Origin of the sequence: Filobacillus milosensis (genome assembly GCF_004402015.1) — a bacterium.
Taxonomy (GTDB): Bacteria; Bacillota; Bacilli; order Bacillales; family Alkalibacillaceae; genus Filobacillus; species Filobacillus milosensis.
The window spans coordinates 24,612-48,606 of sequence record NZ_SOPW01000011.1 but is presented as its reverse complement, the minus strand read 5'-3'; the positions used below and the strand labels follow the sequence as shown (position 1 = coordinate 48,606).

The following is a 23,995-nucleotide window of genomic DNA, read 5'->3' as shown; positions in this document are numbered from 1 at the left end:
CTTTAACTTCATTATTCGATGCATCAACTTCATATAAATACAAATGGAAGCGCATGCGTTTAATTCTTAAGAAAACTGCGTTATTCCGCTCGACAACTCCATTAATAAAGAACCCCACTTGATTAATCCGGGGGACAACTCCATTAATACGAATCTGAACTTCATTAATCGTGTCATTTACTTCATTAAACCAAAAATATAGCCCTGCTCTCTTAATTTGAGCAGGGCTTCATTCTAATTTTTCCATAATAGGATGCGGTTTTTGCCGTTGATGTCTTTAATAACTTCAATATTAGCTTTCGGACATACCTCGAGAATTATATTCGGCACGCTTTCGCCTTGATCGTGGCCGATTTCGAAGGCGACTAATCTCGGTAACTTCGCAAACTGCATGACCTGATTAACAATGGCTCGATAGGCTGCAAGGCCATTTTCATCCGCAAATAACGCTGACTCTGGGTCGTGCATCACGGTCTCTGATAAGGCTACACGCTCACGCTCTGGAATGTACGGTGGATTCGAGACGATGATGTCTGGTGACACTTGGCCAAGTACAGGCTTTAAAAAACTGCCTTCTAAAAATTCCACTTCTGTTTCGTGTCGCTGCGCATTACGTGAAGCGGCTTCCAATGCCGCACGACTAATATCCGTTGCCAGCACACGTGTAGATGGCAGCACTTTTTTCAAGGTTACTGCTATAATCCCGCTTCCGGTTCCCACATCAACCACAGTGTCGCCATCACGAACCCATGGGCGTACGGCTTCAATGAGCTCCTCTGTTTCAGGGCGTGGGATTAGCACATTTTTATCCACTAAAAACTCAAGCCCGTAAAACGACGCCACGCCTGTGAAATGCTCAAGAGGCTTGCCTGATTCAGCGTGCTCAACGATCCAGCCTTCAAACTGAGTCCACACTTCGTCACTCAACTTTTCCCGCTGTATCAACAAAAAGTCTGCCAAACCAACATCCAACAAATGTTGAAGCATCAAATCAGCGACGCGTGGTTCTCGATTATGTTTTTTTAAAAAAGAAGAAGCCCAGACACGGGCCTCTTTTACAGTCTTACTCACATTATTCACCGACTTCTTCAAGTTTCTTCGTTTGCTCTTCAATGATTAAGGCATCGATGACTTCTTCAAGTTTACCTTCCATGATTTGGTCTAGTTTGTTAATCGTTAGACCGATACGGTGGTCTGTCACACGGCTCTGTGGATAGTTATACGTACGGATTCGCTCAGAACGGTCACCTGTACCTACCGCTGACTTACGGTTTTCATCGTACTCGGCCTGTGCTTCTTTTTGGAACTTTTCATAAACACGTGCACGTAGTACTTTCATCGCTTTTTCTTTGTTTTTAATCTGTGATTTTTCATCCTGACACGACACGACAACGCCTGTAGGTTCGTGTGTTAAACGAACGGCTGACATCGTCGTATTTACACTCTGCCCACCAGGACCTGATGATGCGAATGTGTCAACACGGATATCTTTTTCATTAATATCGACTTCAACTTCTTCTGCTTCAGGTAAAACGGCTACGGTTGCAGTCGACGTATGGATACGTCCACCTGATTCTGTTTCAGGGACACGTTGCACACGGTGCGCACCATTTTCGTACTTCAGTTTTGAGTAAGCACCTCGACCGTTGATCATGAAGATGATTTCTTTGTAACCACCCATGTCTGCTTCGTGGTACTCAATAACTTCAGTTTTCCAGCCTTGGCTTTCAGCATAACGCGAATACATACGGTATAAGTTTGCAGCGAATAATGCCGCTTCCTCTCCACCAGCAGCTCCACGAATTTCGAAAATAACGTTCTTTTCGTCGTTTGGATCTTTTGGAATTAATAAAAGCTTCATCTCTTGTTCAAGCTCGCTCATTTCCGGCTCAAGCTCTTCTAATTCTTCACGTGCCATTTCGCGTAAATCATTGTCAGATTCATCTTCTAAAATGGCTTTTGCATCTTCAATGGATTCTTTAACTTCTTTATAACGGCGGTATTTTTCAACAACCTCTATTAAGTCAGATTGTTCTTTTGAATACTCGCGTAATTTATTTGAATCGTTGATGACTTCTGGGTCCATCAACAGCTCCGTTAATTTGTTATAACGGTCTTCAATATGTTGTAGTTTATCAAACATTCACGTACACCTCTGCTTTATCTGTCATACTCCACATTATATCATATCACAAATCTTGAATTCATATGAAAAAAGCTTAAATGCTCCAGCATTTAAGCTTTCATTTTTAAATTAATAACTTGCACGTTCGGTATAAACACGCTTTGTTGAACGGGGATGGTTAGGTACTTCATGGTGATGACGGCAACGTGGCTCGTAAGACTCTGAAGCGCCAACTAAAATAATTGGGTCATCATACGACGCTGGTTCGCCATCGATTAATCGCTGTGTTCTGCTTGCCGGCGAGCCGCATACTGGGCAGATTGCGTTTAATTTCGTGACATTCTCACTAAATGCCATTAAAGGAGGCATCGGTCCAAATGGCTCTCCACGAAAATCCTGATCAAGTCCCGCAGCAATCACACGAATACCTCGGTCCGCTAAGTTTTGAGCAACAGTTACAATGTCTTCGTCAAAAAATTGAGCTTCATCAATTCCTACGATGTCAATATCTTCTGTAATGTACTGTTCAATATCGCTTGAATGCTCAATTGGGCGAGCTAAAACGGAATCTCCACTATGTGATACGACCGATTCATCGTCATAACGGTTGTCCAATGCTGGTTTAAAAACGAGTACCTTTTGGTTACCGTAAGTGGCACGGCGTACTCGACGAATGAGTTCTTCTGACTTCCCTGAAAACATGCTTCCACAAATGACTTCTAACCAGCCTTTGTGTTCCATCACATACATCATGAACGGCACCTCTTCTTTTTATATGGTCTATCATCTATTTCGTTATTATAGCAAAATCTTGAAGGGTCATATGTACTATTTTCCCTTGAAACTTAATATACATTTCGAAAACCGCTCCGCTATATCTTACGAGTGTTGTGCTTCCTCGCGCTAGCGACTTTAGGTTTTTCCACTCAACATTTTTCATTGGAGATTTTGCGGATTTCAATCAATATTAATTCAAATTTTTATTAAATTAAAAAAGCTGACCGCACACCCTGAGCCACCAATAGTAAGGTTATATCTTATTATAACGATTACGATGGTGTTCAGCGGGTGTGAACGGCCAGCCTCATTTTTAAAACATCCTAAATTAGTTAAGGTTGTATTTCTTCTTGAATCGGTCTACACGGCCACCAACTTTGTCAGCTTTTTGCTTACCTGTGTAGAACGGGTGAGAAGCTGAACTGATTTCAACACGGATTAATGGGTACGTGTTACCGTCTTCCCATTCGATTGTTTCTTCAGATTCTAAAGTAGAACCAGTTAAGAATTTGAAATCAGAGCTTGTGTCTAAGAATACAACACTACGGTATTCTGGATGGGTGTTTTGTTTCATGTTATTACTCTCCTTCTTGCCCTGAATCCTGTGGAAACAGAGTTAATTTCACCGTCCGTTGACGGGAGCACTTTCTTTTCATACAGAGAGATTATATCAACTGACACAAGTTTTTGCAAGAAGTTTTTCTAAACGGAATCTTGCGTATTACTTGCGGCCGCCTTTCATCTCATCATCCATGACTTTGAAAAATTCTGTGTTCGTTTTCGATTGTCTTAAACGACGTAAGAAGCGTTCTAAGAAATCATTTTGATCCTGCATCGTTTTGCGGATTGCCCACATTTTATCCAGCTGTTCTTTTGGTAGTAAAAGTTCTTCTTTTCGTGTACCGGATTTCAGTACATCGATTGCTGGGAAGATTCGGCGGTTCGCTAAATGACGATCCAAGTGAAGCTCCATGTTACCCGTACCTTTGAACTCTTCATATATCACGTCATCCATACGTGAGCCTGTATCAACTAATGCCGTTGCAAGTACCGTTAAGCTTCCACCTTCTTCAATGTTACGAGCCGCACCGAAGAATCGTTTCGGACGGTGGAATGACGCCGGGTCGATACCACCTGATAATGTACGGCCGCTTGGCGGGATAACTAAGTTGTATGCACGCGCTAGTCGTGTGATTGAATCTAAAAGAATCACAACATCTTGCTTGTGCTCAACAAGGCGCATCGCACGCTCTAATACAAGTTCAGACACTTTGATATGGTTTTCCGGTACTTCATCGAAAGTCGAACTGACTACGTCAACATCATCGGCAACTGAACGTTCGATGTCCGTTACTTCTTCCGGACGCTCATCGATTAATAGGATGATCAGCTTTGTGTCAGGGTGATTTTCAGTAATGCTATTCGCGACCTCTTTAAGTACAGTTGTTTTACCTGCTTTTGGAGGCGCAACAACAAGACCACGCTGACCAAAACCCACCGGTGACATCATATCAATGATCCGCGTTGATAGCATATTACTTTTCGTTTCTAATGTCATTTTACGATCAGGGTAAAGTGCCGTTAGACCAGGGAAGTGAATACGTTCCTTGGCGCTTTCCGGATCGTCACCGTTTACAGCATCTACGTGTAGAAGCCCGAAGTAACGCTCGTTTTCTTTCGGCGGGCGTGCTTTACCTGAGACCAAGTCACCATTTCTTAAGTCAAATCGGCGAATCTGAGATGCCGATATGTAAATATCCTCAGGGCTCGGCGCATAGTTAATCGGGCGTAAAAATCCAAACCCTTCATTCGGGATAATTTCTAATACACCATCGACGAACATTTTGCCGTCTTTTTCAGCCTGCGCTTTTAAGATCGCAAAAATCAATTCTTTTTTATTTAATTTTGCATAATAAGAAACACCAAAATCACGCGCAAGAGCATATAACTCCTTCAACGTCTTTGTTTCTAATTCCGCAATTGTTAACGTTTGTCCAGCCACAAAAACACCACTCTTTTATTTATTTGTTTTCTTTTTGAATTTTTGGATTAAAATTGGAATGTCTCATGAAGTGAGAAAAGGAAACTGAGGTTGGCTTACCCCTTCATTCTATCCTTTTTTGTGGAGAGATACAAGTGAGGATTTGGAATTTGTGGTGGGTAGGTTGATTTTGTTAACTTTCCGGACAAATTTTTCGGCTTTCCGGAGGTTCTTGGATGGATTAGCAGATCGAACCTTGTCGAAACCCCTTAAAGACGGCCTCTTTCCGGAGTTTAGAATTTGTTTTCCGGACGTTTGAAGTGTTTTTCAAGATAATTCAATAGATATTCAAAGTCAGTTTGATAATCGAAGTCTAAATAATATACTAAACTGCGTCCAGTACCCTCTTTTCTAACCGACCACTTATCTAACAGTCTTTTTACATAATCTGCATTATTTTCGTTGAGCCATTGGCGAGCTTGTTCATTCGTAATTTTGGGTCCAAATATAAGAAAGTAGTCTTTTAGCGCTCGAATAGGTGCTTCATGATCGGTAAACCCACATTCAGCGCAAATCCAATGGTGCCTTTGACGTTTAACCGTCTTCTTTAAACATTGAGAGCAGATCACTCCAGGTTTAAAGTCTTCCTTATTCATACCGTACTTTTTGAAAAGTTCTTGGTCCAATGGATTACTTTCTTCAGTCAATTGATTGATTAATTTATTTGTTAGTATTTTTGAAGGATGGTTTTGATATTTCTCTTGTAACTCTTTATATTTTTGAGCTAGCTTATAACCGTATATTATTCTTGGATCTACTGGGCTTTGACCGCGTTCAAGTATCGCATGCTTATTAACAAAACAAACCAAGGTTTCTATAGGTATCTTGTAACCGCGCTCATTTAACCAAATTTCAAGTAAGCGTTTATGTCGATTTACTTGTTCAATAGGATCTTGATAGACCTTTTCTTTACCTTGATATTTCTGATACATGGCTCCAAATTCATGATCAAATCGAATGTTTCCACTAGTATTTTTCACATCTATTATCGATAAGAATTGGTCAGTAATCATTAAAACATCGATTTCAAAATTTTGACCTTTTGTAAATAGTCTAGCGTTATGAAACACTTTATAGTTTTTATTAATAATATTGTACATAAAATACTTAATTGACTTTTCCCCTCTATAGCCTGATATATATTTAGCAAGGTCTTGTTTGATTGATTGTTGGTTAATATGATTGGCGTCCATGTTAAAGTTAAAAGCAATTGTTCGCAGAAGAGATATTGGTACTTCTAATGATTGCCCCATAGTTTCACCATCTTTCAATTATGATACTTTATAGATACCTTAAAACCTAAGAATTGTAAAACAGCAGAAAATAGTCGTATCACTAGTTGAAAATGGGATTTTCAATAAAATTTCTCAACAATCTTTTATGAAATTTCACTGTTTTTAAAATTAGAGTATAATTTTCCGGACAAATTTTTACGCTTTCCGGAGGTTTTTAAAAAGTTTAGCTGGTCGAATCTTGTCGATAAACCTTAAAATGATCTTTTTTCCGGAGCTTATAATTGGTTTTCCGGACATTTTAATCAAAGTTCCGGCACCATTAAAAAAAAACAGGCGCTTCTCCAGCGCCTGTTTTCCTATAATTAATCCGTAAACACTAAGTTTGGTTTTTGTTTTAGGCTGTGTTTGCCGTCGATAAAGCGGACGGTGCCTGATTTTGCTCGCATAACGATGGTTTCTGTGGTTGCTTTGTTGCCTTTGAATTGAACGCCTTTTAATAGCTCGCCGTCTGTGATTCCGGTGGCTGCGAAGATCGCGTCATCGCCGCCGCATAGGTCGTCCATCGTTAAGACTTTATTAACGTCTTCAATCCCCATTTTGTGACAGCGTGCAATTTGTTCATCGTTCTTAGGCATTAAGCGTCCTTGAAGTTCGCCGCCTAGACATTTCAATCCAACCGCAGCTAGAACGCCTTCAGGTGCGCCGCCTTCTCCAAACAGGATATCAACACCAGTATGGTCGAACGCTGTGTTAATCGCACCGGCAACGTCGCCTTCAGGAATTAACTTAATACGGGCACCAGCCGCACGAATTTCATCAATGATTTCTTGGTGACGTGGGCGATTCAATACAACCGCTACTACGTCTTCAACATCTTTACCCTTCGCCTCGGCAACTGCTTTTAAGTTGTCTGTAACAGAAGCGTCAATGTCAATCTTACCAACTGCTTCAGGGCCGACAGCGATTTTCTGCATGTACATGTCTGGTGCGTGGAGCATTTTTCCACGATCAGCTATTGCTACAACAGCTAAAGCGTTCCATGAACCTTCAGCCACGATGTTCGTTCCTTCGACAGGGTCAACTGCAATGTCAACGCTCGGACCGTTTTCACGATCATTCCCCAACTCTTCACCTATGTAAAGCATCGGAGCTTCGTCTCGTTCACCTTCCCCGATTACGACACGACCGTTCATTGGAATCGTATCAAAAACTGTACGCATTGCTTCTGTTGCCGCATTATCTGCCTCTTCTTTTTCCCCACGTCCCATCCAACGTGCTGAAGCAAGTGCTGCCGCTTCAGTAACTCGGACGACTTCCATTGATAAACTTCTTTCCATTGTTCAATGCTCCTCCCCTAGTGTCACCTAAGAATTCTGATATTGTTTAACTTCTTCTTCTGTTAAATCTTCACGCCAAACCTTTGCACCTAAGTTTTTCAATTTATCCATTAAATGCGCATAACCACGGTCAATGTGCTCGACACCTACAATTTCTGTTACGCCGTTTGCCATTAACCCGGCAACGACTAGCGATGCACCAGCTCGTAAATCAGTTGCACGAACTTTTGCACCTTCTAAATCTGCAGGTCCCGTGATGACTGCTGCGCTTCCTTCGACTTTAATTTTTGCATTCATTCGACGGAGCTCATCAACATGCTTAAAGCGTGCTGAATAAATGGTATCCGTCACGATGCTCGTTCCAGTTGCCTGAGTTAAAAGCGCTGTAAACGGCTGCTGCAGGTCTGTTGGAAAACCTGGATAAACAAGCGTCTTTATATCCACACTAGATAATGTTTGGTCGGTCGTTACAATTAAACGATCGTCATCTTCAACAATTTTAACTCCCATTTCACGAAGCTTCGCCGTCAGCGATTCTAAGTGAATTGGAATGACATTATCTATGACAACCTCCCGCCCCATTGAAGCTGCGATAATCGTATAAGTTCCAGCTTCGATTCGGTCAGGAATGATGGTGTGCTGACATCCAGAAAGATGATCGACACCTTCAATACGGATAACATCAGTACCGGCACCTTTAATATTCGCGCCCATGCTGTTCAACAAGGTAGCTACATCGATGATTTCGGGTTCTTTGGCTGCATTTTCAATAACCGTTTTTCCTTTTGCACGAACAGCTGCAAGCATAATATTGATCGTTGCGCCCACACTAACGACATCAAGATAAATTTTTGCTCCTGTTAATTCTTCTGCACGCAAATAAATTGCGCCTTGCTCGTTTGTCACTTGTGCACCTAATGCTTCAAAACCTTTGATGTGCTGGTCAATCGGACGCGGGCCTAAGTTACAACCGCCTGGCATACCAATAACGGCTTTCTTAAAACGTCCAAGCATAGCGCCCATAAAATAATATGACGCTCTTAACTTCTTCACACGACCATTAGGTAATGGCATTGATACCATATTTGATGAGTCGATCGTTACATCTTCACCGTTCTGCTCAACTTTACCCCCGATATCTGACAGCAGGTCTTTCAGTATTTGAATGTCAGAGATATCTGGAAGACCTTCTAACGTCACTTCGCCTTCAGCTAAAATCGTTGCCGGGAGTAGGGCAACTGCACTATTTTTAGCTCCACTTACACGAACTTCGCCACGTAAATTGTGTCCACCTTCGATGAGTAATTTTTCCATTTAGTAATACTCCTCTTAAATTAGTCTATCTTTATTATGTGAAAAACGTCTGAAATCATGCTTTAAAATCCAATCTTACTTGTTCGCTTCTTCCCAATCAGCTAGGAACTTCTCGATACCTTTATCTGTTAAAGGGTGTCGCACTAACTGTTTGATGACTTTCATCGGAATCGTTGCAATGTGTGCACCGTGTAATGCCGCTTCATGAACGTGCATCGGGTGACGTACACTTGCTGCAATAATTTGTGATTCAATACCATGACGGTCGAAAATTTCAGCGATCTCAGCAATTAAATTCATGCCATTTTGACCAATATCATCTAGACGGCCTAAGAATGGTGATACATAAGTTGCTCCAGCACGCGCCGCTAATAATGCTTGGTTTGCTGAGAAGATAAGCGTTACATTTGTTTTAACACCTTGATCAGTTAGTTGCTTACAAGCTTTAAGCCCTTCTAGAGTCATTGGAAGCTTAATTGTAATATTAGGTGCAATCTCCACTAATTGTGCAGCTTCTTTTAACATCCCTTCAGCGTCTTCAGAAATAACTTCAGCACTTACTGAACCTTCTTTTACCACTGATGTAATTTCTTTCAAACGATCATGGAATGATACGTTTTCTTTCGCCACTAATGAAGGGTTTGTTGTAACCCCAGCTAAAATTCCAAGGCTATGAGCCTCTTTAATCTCATCAATATTCGCCGTATCAATAAAAAAATTCATAAATTTTTCCTCCTAATTGTATAATTCTGGCTACAATATACACGAAAAGGCCAACCCAACTAGCAATGGATTAGCCACTTCTATCTTTAATTATGCTTTTTGCGAAGAACCAAATTCGCGCATTTTACCCATGACTGTTTCCTTAATTTTATCGCGACCTGGTCCTAAATACTTACGCGGATCATATAAGTCCGGCTTTTCATTTAAAACTTCACGCACGACTTTCGCTTGTGCGATTTGGCTTTCAGTATTAACATTAATTTTTGCCGTACCTAAAGAAATGGCACGTTGAATATCTTTTGTTGGGATACCTGTTCCACCATGAAGTACTAATGGCAAACCGGTTAGTTGTTGAACTTCTTCCATGCGATCAAAACCTAAGTTGGGTTCCCCTTTATAAGGACCATGAACAGAACCTAGTGCCGGCGCAAAGCAATCAACACCTGTTTCACGAACTAACTGATCACATTCAGATGGAATCGCATACGCTGCTTCTGCATCATCAACAATGATATCATCTTCCTGCCCACCAATTCGGCCTAATTCTGCTTCTACAGAAACTCCGTGAATATGAGCAAGTTCTACAACTTTTTTAGTTAATGCGATATTCTCTTCTAATGGAAAATGAGAACCGTCAATCATAACTGATGTGAATCCAGCATGAATCGCTTCTGCACACTTTTCAAAACTAGAACCATGATCTAAATGAATAGCCACTGGTACTGTTGTGTTATATGCTTCCATTAACGACTTAACGATCGCTACTGTTACCTTAAAACCTCCACAATATTTCGCTGCTCCTTCAGAAACACCGATTATTACTGGAGATTGCTCTTCTTCAGCCGCTTGTAAAATGGCTTGTACATATTCTAAGTTGTTTAAATTAAATTGCCCAACAGCATAGCCTTCATCTTTACCTTTGTTGAGCATTTCTGTCATTGATACTAATGGCACTAATGGTTCCTCCTTTAGTCGAATTCACACCTATTATAAGGATACCAAGTGGCATTAGAATTCGCAACTGTCTCTGTCATTAAAAGTAAAAAATCACTGCTCATGATGAACAGTGATTTTTAAAATCTATTGTTGTACTTTAACGTCATTTAAAATGTCTTTAACTTGATCCACCGTAAATGGTTTTTCTAGAACTTGATAAACCATATTCTCCCCTAAGTTTGACTCAATTTCTTCCTTAGCCATACCGCTGATGAGCACAACAGGAATATCAAGTGAAGCTTCTTTCAACTTTTCAACTACATGATCACCACGAATCGGTTGAATTAAATAATCTAGAAAAATTAATTGTGGCGGTTCATTAATTGCTCGCTTTAAAGCATTTTCCGAGTTATCAAACATTGTGACTTTAAAATCTTCCTGTCCAATAATTTCGGAAAGTAACAACCGGATCCCCACCTCATCATCTACAACAAACACCTCACCCATATCCTTCCCCCCCTCTCCTGTCTGACTTGTTCTTTATAAGTCGTCTACTCTAACTCTAACAAATTAAGGGAGTTAATCAATCGGATATTTTGTCGAATGTGAAAAATTTTCCTCTTTTGTGTCCATTCATGTAAGTTGTTGATGAAAATGGGAAGTCTCGATCACTTAATATTTTTACTTAATGCTATGACCAATAAAATCTCTAAATAATGGCTGCGGACGCGTTGGTCGTGACTTGAACTCAGGGTGGAACTGCGACGCTACAAACCACGGATGATCTGTAAGTTCAATGATTTCGATTAAGCGATCATCAGGGCTTTTTCCTGAGAATACAAAGCCTTGCTCTTCCATTTGTTGACGATATTCATTGTTGAATTCATAACGATGGCGGTGTCGTTCATAAACAACCTCATCTCCATAAGCTTCGTGTGCTTTCGTACCCTCTTGTAAACGGCAAGCATATACGCCAAGGCGAAGTGTACCACCAAGGTCCTCAACATCCTTTTGTTCTGGTAAAAGGTCAATAATTGGATGTGGAGTTGTTGGATTAATTTCTGCCGAATGAGCACCTTCCAGACCCAATACGTTACGGGCAAATTCAACTGTCGCAAGCTGCATGCCAAGACAAATGCCTAAGAATGGAATCTTGTTTTCTCTTGCAAAGGTAATCGCCGCAATTTTTCCTTCAATCGCACGGTCACCGAATCCTCCCGGAACTAAAATCCCATCAACATCGCCTAAAATATCTTCAGCGTTATGTTCATTTAACTCCTCAGAACTCACCCATTTTACATTAACATCAGCATCGTGAGCAAAACCAGCATGTTTTAATGCTTCAACAACTGAAATGTAAGCATCTTGTAAAGCTACATACTTACCTACTAATGCAATTGTTGTTGTTTTAGAAAGGTTTTTCACTTGATTAATAAGCTCGTCCCATTCTTCCATATTGGCATCCTGGCAATTAATGTGGAAGTGGTCACATGCTAATTGATCAAGACCTTGATTTTGCATTTCAAGTGCCACTTCATATAAAACGTCACAATCACGCGCTTCAATAACCGCGTTTTCGTTTATATCACAGAACAAAGCAATTTTTTCTTTCATATCTTTGCTGATCGCCATTTCAGTTCTTAACACTATCACATCTGGTTGAATACCCAATGAACGCAGCTCTTTAACCGAGTGCTGGGTTGGTTTTGTTTTTAATTCACCTGCTGCTTTAATATAAGGAACGAGTGTACAGTGAATGTACATGACATTCTCACGGCCAAGGTCACTTTTCAGCTGACGAATCGCTTCTAAGAACGGTAAGCTTTCGATATCCCCAACTGTACCACCGATTTCTGTAATCACGACATCAGCGTTTGTTTCTTTTCCTGCTTGGAATACTTTATTTTTGATTTCGTTTGTAATGTGAGGGATAACCTGCACTGTTCCACCCAGGTAATCTCCACGGCGTTCTTTACGAATCACTGACGAATAGATTTTACCTGTTGTGATATTGCTGTATTTGTTTAAATTAATATCGATAAAACGCTCATAGTGTCCTAAGTCCAGGTCGGTTTCTGCACCGTCTTCTGTAACGAATACTTCACCGTGCTGATAAGGACTCATTGTACCTGGGTCCACGTTTAAATAAGGGTCAAATTTTTGAATCGTTACATTTAACCCGCGATTTTTAAGTAGTCTTCCTAATGATGCTGCAGTGATTCCTTTTCCCAAAGATGAAACCACTCCACCTGTGACGAAAATGTATTTTGTCATTTGATATCCTGCCTTTCTGATGTGTAATTTATTAGGGGAGTTTTTAAATAGTTTTCCTTATAAGTGCATTAATATTTTTATTTTTGACGCTGTTAAAGTTGAGTGTAATTAATTGCGGCTACAGGCGGACGCTATAGAAGACCTGGACGCTCAAGTGTCGACGTTGGCCACAGGACGTGGCCGTAGTTAGTCGACCAGGAGTCGCCGCCTTTCGCTCAATCAATGTGCTATTTTAAGATACAAAAAGTTTTCAACTTATAGAGTCATTCTTACATATCACAATTTAATACAGAGCTATAAAAACAAAAAAAGCTCCCGAACCAAGTCGGGAGCTTTGGATTTTTTGAGAGCCCACATAAAATCTTAAGGTTTTAACATAAGGAAGTCAAGCGAAACTTTATAAATCTTCCTCATCGTCATCTTCAGCTAGATCATCATCGTCTTCAACGTCATCATCGAATATTTCATCGTCATCTTCTTCGATATCATTGTCGAAATCATCTTCTACTAATTCCGGTTCAACTTCTTCTTCAACCAACTCTTCTTTTTTCTTTTTCTTCTTCTTTTTCTTCTTAGGCTTTTCTTCTGTAAATGAAATCGTATCATCTTCTTGCTGGTCAAATGGATACCATTTTTTTAGTCCCCACATGTTTGAACCAACAGACATGAAACGCCCATCGATGTTTAAGTCAGTATAGAATTGCACGATAAATTCTTCTTTTTGTGCTTGTGTATATTCTTTCGCTTCTGCGATTAAGTCGAATACTTCATTGAAGTTCATCGCTTTCTTTTCTTCGGCTAAAATGTCATAGGCAATCTCAACCATTGAAACTTCTTTTAGCTGATCTTTCGTATAATTTTCCAACGTCACTTCCAGCACTCCTTTACCCAATAAAGGTGTCGCCATTTTTGACTGGCGAAAGCCTTAGATTCTAAAACCAAAATAATTGCTATTTTTCTAGTTTACAGAATACCACAATGGTTAGTCAATTCAAGTATTTTTTTATTTTTTTATAGACGTGTTTCATTCTAGACAAAATTGTTGATTTTTATTCTAAAAGTCCGGATATCGTCAACAAAGGTCCGGAAAAATGCTTTTATTAAGTTGTTTCGACAAGTTTCGACCCTCGATATGTGTGAACAGGGTCCGGAAACTAGAAAAATAACTCCGGAAAACACACATTTGTGTCCGGTTGTGATAACCAAAGAAAAAAGTCTTCGCGCAAAAAACGCGAAGACTTCCTTTCTTACATATTTCTGCGGTATTGTCCGCCAACTTCGTAAAGTGCGTTTGTGATTTGACCAAGACTTGCTACTTTAACAGTCTCCATTAATTCAGCAAAAATATTACCGTTTGAAGCTGCAACTTCTTTTAGTCGTTTAAGTGCCGCTTCTGTTTCGTCACTATTACGACCTTGGAAGTCACGCAGGTTCTTAATCTGTTGTTGTTTTTCCTCTTGAGAGGCACGCGCAATTTCCATTGAGTTGATCTCATCTTCTGATGGCGGGTTAGGGTTCACGTATGTGTTTACCCCAACGATTGGTAAGTCTCCAGAGTGTTTCTTACCTTCATAGTAAAGTGATTCCTCCTGGATTTTACCGCGCTGATATTGACGTTCCATTGCACCTAATACACCACCACGATCATTGATGCGTTCGAACTCCTGAAGAACGGCTTCTTCTACAAGGTCTGTTAATTCTTCTAAAATGAATGAACCTTGTAGTGAGTTTTCGTTCTTCGTTAAGCCGAATTCTTTGTTAATGATCATTTGAATCGCCATCGCACGACGAACGGATTCTTCAGTTGGTGTCGTAATCGCTTCGTCATAAGCATTCGTATGAAGCGAGTTCGTGTTGTCCTGAATCGCAATTAACGCTTGAAGCGTCGTACGGATATCATTAAAGTCCACTTCTTGTGCGTGCAGGGAACGGCCAGAAGTTTGAATGTGATATTTCAGCTTTTGACTGCGTTCGTTTGCACCATACTTATCACGCATTGCAACTGACCATATTCGGCGAGCGACACGGCCAATCACCGTATACTCAGGATCTAGTCCGTTCGAGAAAAAGAACGATAAGTTTGGTGCGAACTTATTAATATCCATGCCACGGCTTAAGTAGTATTCAACATACGTAAAGCCGTTTGCCAGTGTAAATGCCAACTGACTGATTGGGTTCGCACCTGCTTCAGCAATGTGATAACCAGAGATTGAAACTGAGTAATAATTACGCACTTCTTGATTGATGAAGTACTCTTGAATATCACCCATCATACGTAAAGCAAATTCTGTTGAGAAGATACACGTATTCTGACCTTGGTCTTCTTTTAAGATATCTGCTTGAACCGTACCACGAACAACCGAAATCGTTTCTGTTTTGATTTGTTCGTATTCATCACGGTTTGGCTCGCGGCCATTTTCGTCTTTAAACTTCGCCACCTGCTGATCAATTGCTGTGTTAAAGTACATCGCTAATATGATCGGTGCTGGGCCGTTAATCGTCATCGAAACGGATGTCATCGGGTCAACTAAATCGAAACCATCGTAAAGTTTTTTCATATCATCCAGTGTACAAATACTTACACCAGACTCCCCAACTTTTCCGTAAATGTCAGGACGTTCATCCGGGTCTTCCCCATATAATGTTACTGAATCAAACGCTGTACTTAAGCGCTTAGCCGCTTCATTTTTCGATAAATAATGGAAACGGCGATTTGTACGCTCAGGCGTTCCTTCACCGGCAAACTGGCGTGTTGGGTCTTCACCTTTACGCTTGAACGGGAAGACCCCTGCAGTGAATGGGAATGCACCTGGCACGTTTTCCATGAGCATCCAGTGTAATCGATCGCCCCAGTCGCGGTATTTAGGTAACGCGACTTTTGGAATTTTAAGTCCTGATAAACTTTCAGTGTTAAGGTCCACTGTGAATTCTTTATCACGAACCTTGTATGATAATTGATCCTTTGTATACGTTTCTTTTAGTTCATCAAATTTTTCAAGCTTTTCTTTGTTGTCTGGCTCAAGCTCTTTTTCGTACTTTTCGATGAGCTGCTTCAGTTCTTCAACTTCACCAAGCTCTTCCTCAGTTCCTTTTAGCTGATAAAGCTTACGCGCAATGTCACTTTGTTTCTTCGCATCTTCTTTATACCCTTCAACCGTCTGTACAATATCGCGTAAATATTGGCGTCGTTCAGGAGGGATAATTAAGTTCTGCTTTTCAACAATCTTAATTTTCGTATCAAACGGTACTGAAGCATTCCAACCATAACGGTCATTTACCGTTTCAATGATCGACGCAAATAATGTGTTCGTTCCTGGGTCATTGAACTGAGATGCAATCGTTCCGAACACTGGGAATGTCTCCGGATCATCGTGGAACAGCATACGACTGCGGCTGTACTGTTTGCGCACTTGTTGAAATGCATCTTCAGAACCCTTTTGTTCGAACTTGTTAATAACGATAAAGTCCGCAAAATCAATCATGTCGATTTTCTCAAGCTGTGTCGGTGCACCGAATTCAGCTGTCATCACGTACATCGATAGATCTGTGATTTCTGTAATTTCAGCATCACCTTGACCGATCCCGCTCGTTTCAACCACGATAAAGTCAAAGTCAGCCGCTTTCACTACGCGAATCGCATCTAGAATCGCCTGTGACAACTCACTTTTTGACTGACGAGTTGCAAGTGAACGCATATACACTCGTTCATTAAAAATCGCATTCATACGAATACGGTCACCAAGTAGCGCCCCGCCTGTTTTCTTCTTCGTCGGGTCAACTGATAAAATCGCAATCTTCTTATCAGGCACTTCGTTTACAAAACGGCGCACGAGCTCATCAGTTAATGAACTTTTACCTGCACCACCTGTTCCTGTAATCCCTAAAACAGGTACGTCTTCACGCGTGATTTTTAGTAGATCTTGTAGTTTTTCACTTGAAACATCTTCGTTTTCCACATGCGAAATCAGACGCGCAATCGCTTGATAGTCGCCATCTTTAGCTTTTTTCGCATCCGTTTCTAATTCAAGTGGTGTCGGGTGATCACATTCTTCTAACATGTTGTTGATCATCCCTTGTAGACCGATTTCACGACCATCATCTGGTGAGAAAATACGCGCCACACCATGGTCATGGAGCTCTTTAATCTCACGAGGTAAAATAACCCCGCCACCGCCACCATAAACGCGAATGTGACCGGCACCTTTTTCATTTAATAAATCAACCATGTATTTAAAATATTCCACGTGTCCGCCTTGATATGACGAAATCGCAATCCCCTGCACATCCTCTTGAATCGCAGCACTCACGACTTCTTCTACTGAACGGTTATGCCCAAGGTGAATCACTTCCGCACCGCTTGCTTGTAAAATTCGACGCATGATATTAATGGATGCATCATGACCATCAAACAAACTTGACGCCGTCACAAAGCGAACAGGGTGTTTGACTTTGTATGTTTCCTGTTGTTGCATAAGTTTAACCTCCTCTACTGAATGGCTCGTTTGCCGAGCTGTGTTTGTAATAACTCAAATTGTAAATCTGTATATTCTTCTAATGTAAATTCTTTTTGTAAAATCCAACGTCTGAAGCCCCACATCTGGCCCTGAATAAAAATATTATTCGAGATCAGGCTGAGTTCTTTTTCAGTCAAAGATGGATAGCTATCTTGAATCACTCGCTCTAAGAGCTGGAGCATCTCTTTTTCCTTACCTAAAACATACTCCTGCGCATCTTTCGGTAACGCTTTAAGCTCCTGATAAAGCACGAGCACTTCATCCTGCATATCATCCATCAATTGAAAATAAGATTTCACCGCTTCATGGAGAGCTTCACGCGTGGACTCCTGAATGTTAATTACAGACTCCATACGTGCTTTTACTTCATCATAAATCGCATCGCATACTAAAAATAGGACGTCTTCTTTTTTTCGAATATATTCATACAACGTCCCAATCGAAAAACCAGCCGCTTTAGCGATTTCTCTAGTTGTCGCACGGTGAAACCCTTTTTGTTTAAAAAGCGAGACCGCACCTTTTTGCAGTTCTTCACGACGTTGTTTAATCAAATTTTCATCTTTAATTGATGAGTCAATGGGTTTAACCATCCGCTCCACCTACTTTGTACCATTCCGATAGCCATTTTTCAGCTAAATGATAAGGATCATCTACTTGCTTGAGCTCTTCTTTTTTGACCGGGTCTTTTTCGATAAACTGGTGCACATCTTTCCAAAGAGCCTCTTGAATCAACTCATAAACCTCGTATTGCAGCTGCTCGTTCCGTTTCGATTGACCTGCTTCAGTTTCAAGGAGATAGTTACGGTGTTTTTGAAACGATTCAAATAGCTCATCGAAACCAAAATTCTCATTCACACTCGTCTCTAAGATTAATGGCTCAAATCCTCGATGACCAGCAATGTGAATAAGATCTTTTAACGTATTCTTGAGCTTTTTGACTCCTGGAAGATCTGCTTTATTTAAAATGAAAAGATCAGCAATCTCCATAATCCCAGCTTTAAATATTTGTAAAATATCACCGCTATTTGGTGTCAGCATCACGGCTGTCGTATCTGCCACCTTCATAATATCAAGCTCCGACTGACCCACGCCGACTGTCTCAACCAAAATATAATCAAAACCATACGCATCACACGCACGAATCGCATCTTTCGTCGCACGCGCTAGACCGCCGAGACTGCCACGCGTCGCCATGCTTCGGATAAAAACTTCCTGATCCGTAAAATGCTTATGCATCCGAACGCGGTCGCCAAGGAGTGCCCCGCCACTAAAAGGGCTCGTCGGATCAACTGCGATGACCGCAACCGTCTTGCCTTTTTCACGCAACAATGTAATCAAACGGTCAACAAGCGAACTTTTCCCCGCACCCGGCGAACCGGTAATTCCGATATAATGTGCATGTTTTTTACGCGCGTTGAGCTCACTCATCAAGCTAAGCTTCTCTAGATGATCATTTTCAATGAGAGTTATCGCTCGCGCTAGAGCTCGCTGATCCTGATTAGAAATGCGTTCAGCCAGTTGATCCATGTCGAGTTCATCCTTTCTGTGGGTTCTATTGGGCTCTATACCGAATTTATTTGCTTATTCACTGGCTTTATTTGCTTTTTTCGCCAACTTATTTGCTTCTTTTCAAAATTTATTTGCCTATCTCGAAAAAATATTTGCCTCTTCCAAAAATTTATTTGCCTATTTCGTCACCATACGCCCAATGACTAAGCGCTGTATTTCTTGTGTACCTTCGTAAATCTGAGTGATTTTAGCATCACGCATGAAACGCTCAACCGGGTAGTCTTTCGTATAGCCGTAACCGCCGTAAACTTGAACCGCTTCAACCGTTACTTTCATCGCTGTATCACCAGCGTATAACTTAGCCATAGCTGATTCCTTTTGATACGGCAGGCCTTCCGACTCGTTGTAAGCTGCTTGGTATGTCAGTAAACGAGATGCTTCAACCTGAGTCGCCATGTCAGCTAACTTGAATGAAATACCTTGATTCTTCGCGATCGGCTTACCGAACTGTTCACGCTCTTTCGCATAATCAGTTGCCGCATCTAACGCACCTTGCGCAATACCAACTGCTTGAGCAGCGATACCGTTTCGCCCACCATCAAGTGTCGTCATCGCGATTTTGAATCCGTCACCTTCAGCACCAAGCATGTTTTCTTTCGGCACACGGCAGTTTTCAAAAATTAGCTCTGTCGTAGGAGACGAACGGATTCCCAACTTCTGCTCTTTTTTACCGAATGTGAATCCATCCGTACCTTTTTCAACGATAAATGCTGAGATGCCTTTATGTTTCGCATCATGATCCGTTTTGGCGAAAACAACGTATATATCAGCCACGCCACCGTTTGTGATCCATACTTTGCTTCCATTTAAAATATAATCGTCGCCATCTGCCTTCGCAGTTGTACGCATCGAAGCTACGTCACTTCCTGCGCCAGGCTCTGATAATGCATAAGCACCAAGCGCTTCACCAGTTGCTAGACGCTGTAAGAAGTTTTTCTTTTGATCTTCATTACCGTAAGTATAAATCGGCCAGCTCGCTAGTGAAATGTGCGCTGATAAAGTTACACCAGTTGATGCACATACGCGTGATAACTCTTCAACCGCAATCGCGTAGCTGACAAAGTCCGAACCAATCCCGCCATACTCTTCAGGCCAAGGAATTCCTGTCAGACCTAACTCCGCCATTTGGTCAAAAATCACACGGTCAAAACGCTCTTCTTCATCACGCTCTGCCGCTGTCGGTGCGACTTCGTTTTCCGCAAAGTCACGCACCATTTTTCGTAACATCGTTTGTTCTTCTGTTAATTGAAAATTCATGTTTGGTTCCCCCTATTTCAATAGTTGTCGACTAATCACTAGATTTTGAATTTCAGTTGTTCCTTCGTAAATTTGAGTAATCTTCGCATCTCGCATATAGCGCTCAACCGGATAATCTTTCGTATAACCATAACCGCCATAAACTTGAACAGCCTCAATCGAAACATCCATCGCCGTTTGTGACGCGAACTTTTTTGCCATAGATGCTTCTTTCGCACAATCCACACCCGCTTCATGCATAGAAGCTGCGTTATAGATTAATAGTTTCGATCCTTCAACCGTCGTCGCCATATCCGCTAGCTTGAACGAGATCCCCTGATTATGCGCAATCGGCTTACCAAACTGTTCGCGCTCCTTCGCATAACCTGTTGCTGCATCAAGCGCAGCTTCAGCGATACCTAATGCTTGAGCACCAATACCAATTCGGCCAATATTCAAGTTCGCAAGCGCAATTTTGTACCCTTCGCCCTCTTGACCAAGAAGTTGCCCAACCGGTACTCGACAATTATCAAATGTTAAAGGCACAGTCGCCGATCCATGAAGCCCCATTTTCTTTTCAGGCTTACCAACTTCAAAACCAGGCGTATCTTTTTCTACAATAAACGCCGAAACGCCTCTACTACCAGCATCCGCATCAGTTTTCGCAAACACAATATACGTATCCGCATAACCGCCATTGGTAATGAAAATTTTAGAGCCGTTTAACACGTACTCATCGCCATCTTTAACTGCACGTGTTTTAAGCGACCCTGCGTCACTACCTGCACCATGCTCAGTTAACGCAAACGCACCTAAGTACTCGCCAGACGCCAACTTCGGAATGTAATGCTTTTTCTGCTCATCCGTTCCAAATCGTAAAATTGGGAATGTCCCAACCGAAGTGTGAACAGATAATATGACACCTAACGTTGCGCTCACTTTTGACAGCTCATGAATCGCAATAATATAAGACACATAGTCCATCCCAGCGCCACCATACTCTTCTGGCACCGGAATTCCTAATAAACCAAGCTCGCCCATTTTCCCAATCAATTCTTCAGGAAAACGGTCCTCAGTTTCCATTCGTTCAACCGCAGGAGCTACTTCATTCTGCGCAAAGTCACGCACCATTTTACGCATCATATCCTGCTCTTCAGTAAAATTTAAGTTCATCGTGATGCTCCCCCTTATTCGTACACGTAAAAGCCGCGCCCAGATTTCTTACCTAACCAGCCAGCACTTACATACTTCTTCAGTAACGGGCACGGACGATACTTGCTGTCGCCAAACCCTTCATATAACACTTCCATAATGTATAAGCACGTATCAAGGCCGATAAAATCAGCTAACGTCAACGGTCCCATCGGATGATTCATACCGAGCTTCATCACTTCATCAATCGCTTCTGGCTCAGCCACACCCTCGTATACTGTGTAGATTGCTTCGTTAATCATCGGCATTAGAATACGGTTCGAAACGAAACCAGGATAGTCGTTTACTTCAACTGGCGTCTTACCTAAAGCTTTCGCCGCCTCTTCAATCGTTGCATACGTTTCATCCGACGTCTGAATCGCACGAATCACCTCTACAAGCTTCATCACCGGTACCGGATTCATGAAGTGCATCCCGATGACTTGATCCGGACGATCAGTCACCGCCGCAATATCCGTAATTGGTAGCGATGACGTGTTCGTAGCTAGAATCGCATGTTTCGGTGTAATTTGATCAAGCTGCTGGAAGACTTTCGTTTTCACGTCCATGTTCTCAACAACCGCTTCAATCACTAAATCACGATCACTCGCATCGTTTAATGATGAGGTCGTTTGCACGCGGTTAAGCGTCGCCGTTTTCTCATCTTCAGTCATGCGGCCCTTTTCCACGTTACGAGACAGAATTTTTTCCATATGTGCAAGACCTTTTTGCAAAGCCTCTTCAGATAAATCGTTAAGTTTTACATCGAAGCCTGACTGGGCGAAAACCTGTGCGATACCAGATCCCATTTGTCCAGCTCCAATGACCATTACGTTTTTGATTGTCATGTTATTCCTTCCCTTCTTTTCTTTTTATTTGAAAAATTGGTTGAGTTCACGCTCGTTATAGTGTTTGTAATTGATTCGCTTTCCGAAGAACAGGACGTTCAAGTGTCGGCGTTGGCCACAGGACGTGGCTGCCTTTAGCCGACCGCAGACTCGCATTGAGCCTCCTCGGACTTCACTTACGTATGTGCGCCTGCGTCTTCTAGTAACGCTTCGATGCAAGCTTCCTCGGCGCAAGGGTTCAAAGAAGTCTATTCAAGTAGAACCCTTCCTGCGGGGTCTCAATTGTCTCGTTTTTCTGCAGGAGTCTCATCAGTTTCAAACACTTACCAATAACTACTAACCTTCCACGCTTCACATGTCACTTACTAAAACACTAACGAAAGCTGCTAGAGTGCTAGAATTTCGTGACTGCGAGCGGGCCAGTTTGTTACTGCTTCGGTACTTCGATTAATAGTGCGTCACCTTGGCCGCCACCTGAACAAATAGAAGCAATACCAATACCGCCGCCACGTCGTTTTAATTCGTAAGCTAGTGTTAACACGATACGCGCACCACTTGCTCCAATTGGGTGACCAAGTGCTACCGCACCACCGTTCACATTCACTTTTTCTGGGTCTAATCCAGCAATTTTCCCACTCGCTAGAGATACCGCCGCGAATGCTTCATTCACTTCAAATAGATCGATATCATCAATGCTGTAATCCGTTTTTTCTAGTAATTTATTAATCACGATACCAGGAGTCTCTGGGAAGCGTTCAGCCTCAACAGCTACTTCTTCGTGACCGATCACGTAAGCTAACGGCTCTTGACCTGTCGACTTAGCTTTTTTTTCAGACATTAATACCATTGCTGCTGCACCGTCATTCACACCTGGTGCGTTCCCTGCTGTAATCGTTCCATCTTTATCAAATGCCGGACGAAGTTTTGCAAGTTTTTCAGCTGTTGTACCTGCACGAGGTGCTTCATCCGTATCAACAACTACCGGATCACCTTTACGCTGAGGTACTTCAACTGGTACGATTTCTTCTGCTAGTTTTCCATCTTCAATCGCTTTAAGAGCGCGCTCATGACTTGCTGCTGCCCAGTTGTCCTGAGCCTCACGAGATAGCTCAAATTTGTTAGCCGTGCGATTACCATAAGTACCCATGTGTACACTTTCAAATGAGCATGTTAAACCGTCATGAACCATCATATCTACAACTTTATTATCACCCATACGCATGCCCCAACGAGCATTTGGCATGAAGTATGGCGCATTACTCATGCTTTCCATACCACCGGCAACAATAGTATCTTCTTCACCTAAACGAATCATCATGTCGCCTAAAGCAACACTACGCATACCTGATGCACATACTTTATTAATCGTTTCCGTTTTTGTCTCCCAAGGAATATCTGCATAACGCATCGCTTGTCTTGAAGGAAGCTGTCCTTGACCACCTTGAAGAACCGTCCCCATGATTACTTCTTGTACATCCTTACCTTCAACCGACGCACGCTTAAGCGCCTCTTTAATTGCAATGCCCCCTAATTGAGCTGCTGTTAGTGGAGCTAATCCTCCACCAAATTTACCGAAAGGCGTTCTTGCACCTGCTACAATAACTGTTTTACCCACAGTAATTCCTCCCTTTTTCTCGTCTTTGTAAACGCTAACATAATTATAACATATTTCCGACTGAACGCTCGCTCAATAAGTTGAATTTTTCTGATAAAGTGAGGTAAATATTAATCTACAAGAACTTTTCATCAATCTATGGGGACTATCACGTGACCTACAAGGAGTTTTCTTACTTCTATAAGAAATTCTTGTCGTTCTATGAGAAGTTTCCATTATTCTATAAGAACTTTATATCGCTCTACGAGAAATTAGTATTG

Annotated in this window: 20 protein-coding genes; all 20 read right to left on the bottom strand. The window is 41.7% G+C overall.

Annotated elements, in window-relative coordinates; translation table 11 throughout:
- Window positions 1–234 precede the first annotated feature (234 nt).
- Window positions 235–1,071 (bottom strand): peptide chain release factor N(5)-glutamine methyltransferase, encoded by an 837-nt coding sequence (gene prmC / locus E3U55_RS10975; RefSeq protein WP_134340482.1) that lies wholly within the window; start codon window positions 1,069–1,071, stop codon window positions 235–237.
- A 1-nt stretch (window position 1,072) separates the two neighbouring features.
- Window positions 1,073–2,143: a peptide chain release factor 1 gene (gene prfA, locus E3U55_RS10970; RefSeq protein ID WP_134340481.1), complete on the bottom strand. Its 1,071-nt coding sequence runs from the start codon at window positions 2,141–2,143 to the stop codon at window positions 1,073–1,075.
- Window positions 2,144–2,254: 111 nt separating this feature from the next.
- Window positions 2,255–2,875, bottom strand: coding sequence for a thymidine kinase (locus E3U55_RS10965; protein ID WP_134340538.1), 621 nt, complete (start codon window positions 2,873–2,875; stop codon window positions 2,255–2,257).
- A gap of 355 nt (window positions 2,876–3,230) precedes the next feature.
- On the bottom strand, window positions 3,231–3,476 hold the full coding sequence (locus E3U55_RS10960; RefSeq protein WP_134340480.1) for a type B 50S ribosomal protein L31: 246 nt from the start codon (window positions 3,474–3,476) through the stop codon (window positions 3,231–3,233).
- Between the two features lie 147 nt (window positions 3,477–3,623).
- Complete coding sequence (gene rho / locus E3U55_RS10955; RefSeq protein ID WP_134340479.1) at window positions 3,624–4,904, bottom strand: transcription termination factor Rho; 1,281 nt, start codon at window positions 4,902–4,904, stop codon at window positions 3,624–3,626.
- 272 nt (window positions 4,905–5,176) lie between these two features.
- On the bottom strand, window positions 5,177–6,196 hold the full coding sequence (locus E3U55_RS10950) for a nuclease-related domain-containing protein (RefSeq protein WP_134340478.1): 1,020 nt from the start codon (window positions 6,194–6,196) through the stop codon (window positions 5,177–5,179).
- A 344-nt stretch (window positions 6,197–6,540) separates the two neighbouring features.
- Window positions 6,541–7,515: a class II fructose-bisphosphatase gene (gene glpX, locus E3U55_RS10945; protein WP_134340477.1), complete on the bottom strand. Its 975-nt coding sequence runs from the start codon at window positions 7,513–7,515 to the stop codon at window positions 6,541–6,543.
- A 27-nt stretch (window positions 7,516–7,542) separates the two neighbouring features.
- Window positions 7,543–8,829 (bottom strand): UDP-N-acetylglucosamine 1-carboxyvinyltransferase, encoded by a 1,287-nt coding sequence (locus tag E3U55_RS10940; protein ID WP_134340476.1) that lies wholly within the window; start codon window positions 8,827–8,829, stop codon window positions 7,543–7,545.
- Window positions 8,830–8,904: 75 nt separating this feature from the next.
- Window positions 8,905–9,552 carry a fructose-6-phosphate aldolase gene (gene fsa / locus E3U55_RS10935; RefSeq protein WP_134340475.1) on the bottom strand — a complete coding sequence of 216 codons (648 nt, stop codon included), beginning with the start codon at window positions 9,550–9,552 and terminating at the stop codon, window positions 8,905–8,907.
- A gap of 90 nt (window positions 9,553–9,642) precedes the next feature.
- A complete protein-coding gene (fba, locus tag E3U55_RS10930; RefSeq protein ID WP_134340474.1) occupies window positions 9,643–10,506 on the bottom strand; it encodes a class II fructose-1,6-bisphosphate aldolase in 864 nt (287 codons plus the stop codon).
- A 126-nt stretch (window positions 10,507–10,632) separates the two neighbouring features.
- Entirely contained in the window at window positions 10,633–10,995 is a 363-nt protein-coding gene (locus E3U55_RS10925) for a response regulator (protein ID WP_134340473.1), read from the bottom strand.
- Between the two features lie 174 nt (window positions 10,996–11,169).
- Window positions 11,170–12,762, bottom strand: coding sequence for a CTP synthase (locus E3U55_RS10920; RefSeq protein WP_134340472.1), 1,593 nt, complete (start codon window positions 12,760–12,762; stop codon window positions 11,170–11,172).
- Window positions 12,763–13,159: 397 nt separating this feature from the next.
- Window positions 13,160–13,633, bottom strand: a complete 474-nt coding sequence (rpoE, locus tag E3U55_RS10915) for a DNA-directed RNA polymerase subunit delta (RefSeq protein WP_134340471.1) — start codon at window positions 13,631–13,633, stop codon at window positions 13,160–13,162.
- A 376-nt stretch (window positions 13,634–14,009) separates the two neighbouring features.
- Window positions 14,010–17,234 (bottom strand): fused isobutyryl-CoA mutase/GTPase IcmF, encoded by a 3,225-nt coding sequence (gene icmF / locus E3U55_RS10910; RefSeq protein WP_134340470.1) that lies wholly within the window; start codon window positions 17,232–17,234, stop codon window positions 14,010–14,012.
- Window positions 17,235–17,248: 14 nt separating this feature from the next.
- The gene (locus E3U55_RS10905) at window positions 17,249–17,866 is read right to left on the bottom strand and encodes a TetR/AcrR family transcriptional regulator (RefSeq protein WP_134340469.1); all 618 of its coding nucleotides are present in this window, start codon (window positions 17,864–17,866) and stop codon (window positions 17,249–17,251) included.
- On the bottom strand, window positions 17,859–18,803 hold the full coding sequence (gene meaB / locus E3U55_RS10900) for a methylmalonyl Co-A mutase-associated GTPase MeaB (protein WP_134340468.1): 945 nt from the start codon (window positions 18,801–18,803) through the stop codon (window positions 17,859–17,861). The genes E3U55_RS10905 and meaB overlap by 8 nt, the downstream gene beginning before the upstream one ends.
- A gap of 159 nt (window positions 18,804–18,962) precedes the next feature.
- The gene (locus tag E3U55_RS10895) at window positions 18,963–20,102 is read right to left on the bottom strand and encodes an acyl-CoA dehydrogenase (RefSeq protein ID WP_134340467.1); all 1,140 of its coding nucleotides are present in this window, start codon (window positions 20,100–20,102) and stop codon (window positions 18,963–18,965) included.
- Between the two features lie 12 nt (window positions 20,103–20,114).
- The gene (locus E3U55_RS10890) at window positions 20,115–21,254 is read right to left on the bottom strand and encodes an acyl-CoA dehydrogenase (protein ID WP_134340466.1); all 1,140 of its coding nucleotides are present in this window, start codon (window positions 21,252–21,254) and stop codon (window positions 20,115–20,117) included.
- A 14-nt stretch (window positions 21,255–21,268) separates the two neighbouring features.
- Window positions 21,269–22,120, bottom strand: a complete 852-nt coding sequence (locus E3U55_RS10885) for a 3-hydroxybutyryl-CoA dehydrogenase (protein WP_134340465.1) — start codon at window positions 22,118–22,120, stop codon at window positions 21,269–21,271.
- A 427-nt stretch (window positions 22,121–22,547) separates the two neighbouring features.
- Window positions 22,548–23,735: an acetyl-CoA C-acetyltransferase gene (locus tag E3U55_RS10880; RefSeq protein ID WP_134340464.1), complete on the bottom strand. Its 1,188-nt coding sequence runs from the start codon at window positions 23,733–23,735 to the stop codon at window positions 22,548–22,550.
- Window positions 23,736–23,995 lie beyond the last annotated feature (260 nt).

What these genes read in the sequence shown, in the direction of transcription:
- prfA (WP_134340481.1), bottom strand. Translation starts at nt 2,143, where the DNA reads ATGTTTGATAAACTACAACATATTGAAGACCGTTATAACAAATTAACG.
- E3U55_RS10965 (WP_134340538.1), bottom strand. Translation starts at nt 2,875, where the DNA reads ATGTATGTGATGGAACACAAAGGCTGGTTAGAAGTCATTTGTGGAAGC.
- E3U55_RS10960 (WP_134340480.1), bottom strand. Translation starts at nt 3,476, where the DNA reads ATGAAACAAAACACCCATCCAGAATACCGTAGTGTTGTATTCTTAGAC.
- E3U55_RS10950 (WP_134340478.1), bottom strand. Translation starts at nt 6,196, where the DNA reads ATGGGGCAATCATTAGAAGTACCAATATCTCTTCTGCGAACAATTGCT.
- glpX (WP_134340477.1), bottom strand. Translation starts at nt 7,515, where the DNA reads ATGGAAAGAAGTTTATCAATGGAAGTCGTCCGAGTTACTGAAGCGGCA.
- E3U55_RS10940 (WP_134340476.1), bottom strand. Translation starts at nt 8,829, where the DNA reads ATGGAAAAATTACTCATCGAAGGTGGACACAATTTACGTGGCGAAGTT.
- fsa (WP_134340475.1), bottom strand. Translation starts at nt 9,552, where the DNA reads ATGAATTTTTTTATTGATACGGCGAATATTGATGAGATTAAAGAGGCT.
- E3U55_RS10925 (WP_134340473.1), bottom strand. Translation starts at nt 10,995, where the DNA reads ATGGGTGAGGTGTTTGTTGTAGATGATGAGGTGGGGATCCGGTTGTTA.
- E3U55_RS10920 (WP_134340472.1), bottom strand. Translation starts at nt 12,762, where the DNA reads ATGACAAAATACATTTTCGTCACAGGTGGAGTGGTTTCATCTTTGGGA.
- icmF (WP_134340470.1), bottom strand. Translation starts at nt 17,234, where the DNA reads ATGCAACAACAGGAAACATACAAAGTCAAACACCCTGTTCGCTTTGTG.
- E3U55_RS10905 (WP_134340469.1), bottom strand. Translation starts at nt 17,866, where the DNA reads ATGGTTAAACCCATTGACTCATCAATTAAAGATGAAAATTTGATTAAA.
- meaB (WP_134340468.1), bottom strand. Translation starts at nt 18,803, where the DNA reads ATGGATCAACTGGCTGAACGCATTTCTAATCAGGATCAGCGAGCTCTA.
- E3U55_RS10895 (WP_134340467.1), bottom strand. Translation starts at nt 20,102, where the DNA reads ATGAATTTTCAATTAACAGAAGAACAAACGATGTTACGAAAAATGGTG.
- E3U55_RS10890 (WP_134340466.1), bottom strand. Translation starts at nt 21,254, where the DNA reads ATGAACTTAAATTTTACTGAAGAGCAGGATATGATGCGTAAAATGGTG.
- E3U55_RS10885 (WP_134340465.1), bottom strand. Translation starts at nt 22,120, where the DNA reads ATGACAATCAAAAACGTAATGGTCATTGGAGCTGGACAAATGGGATCT.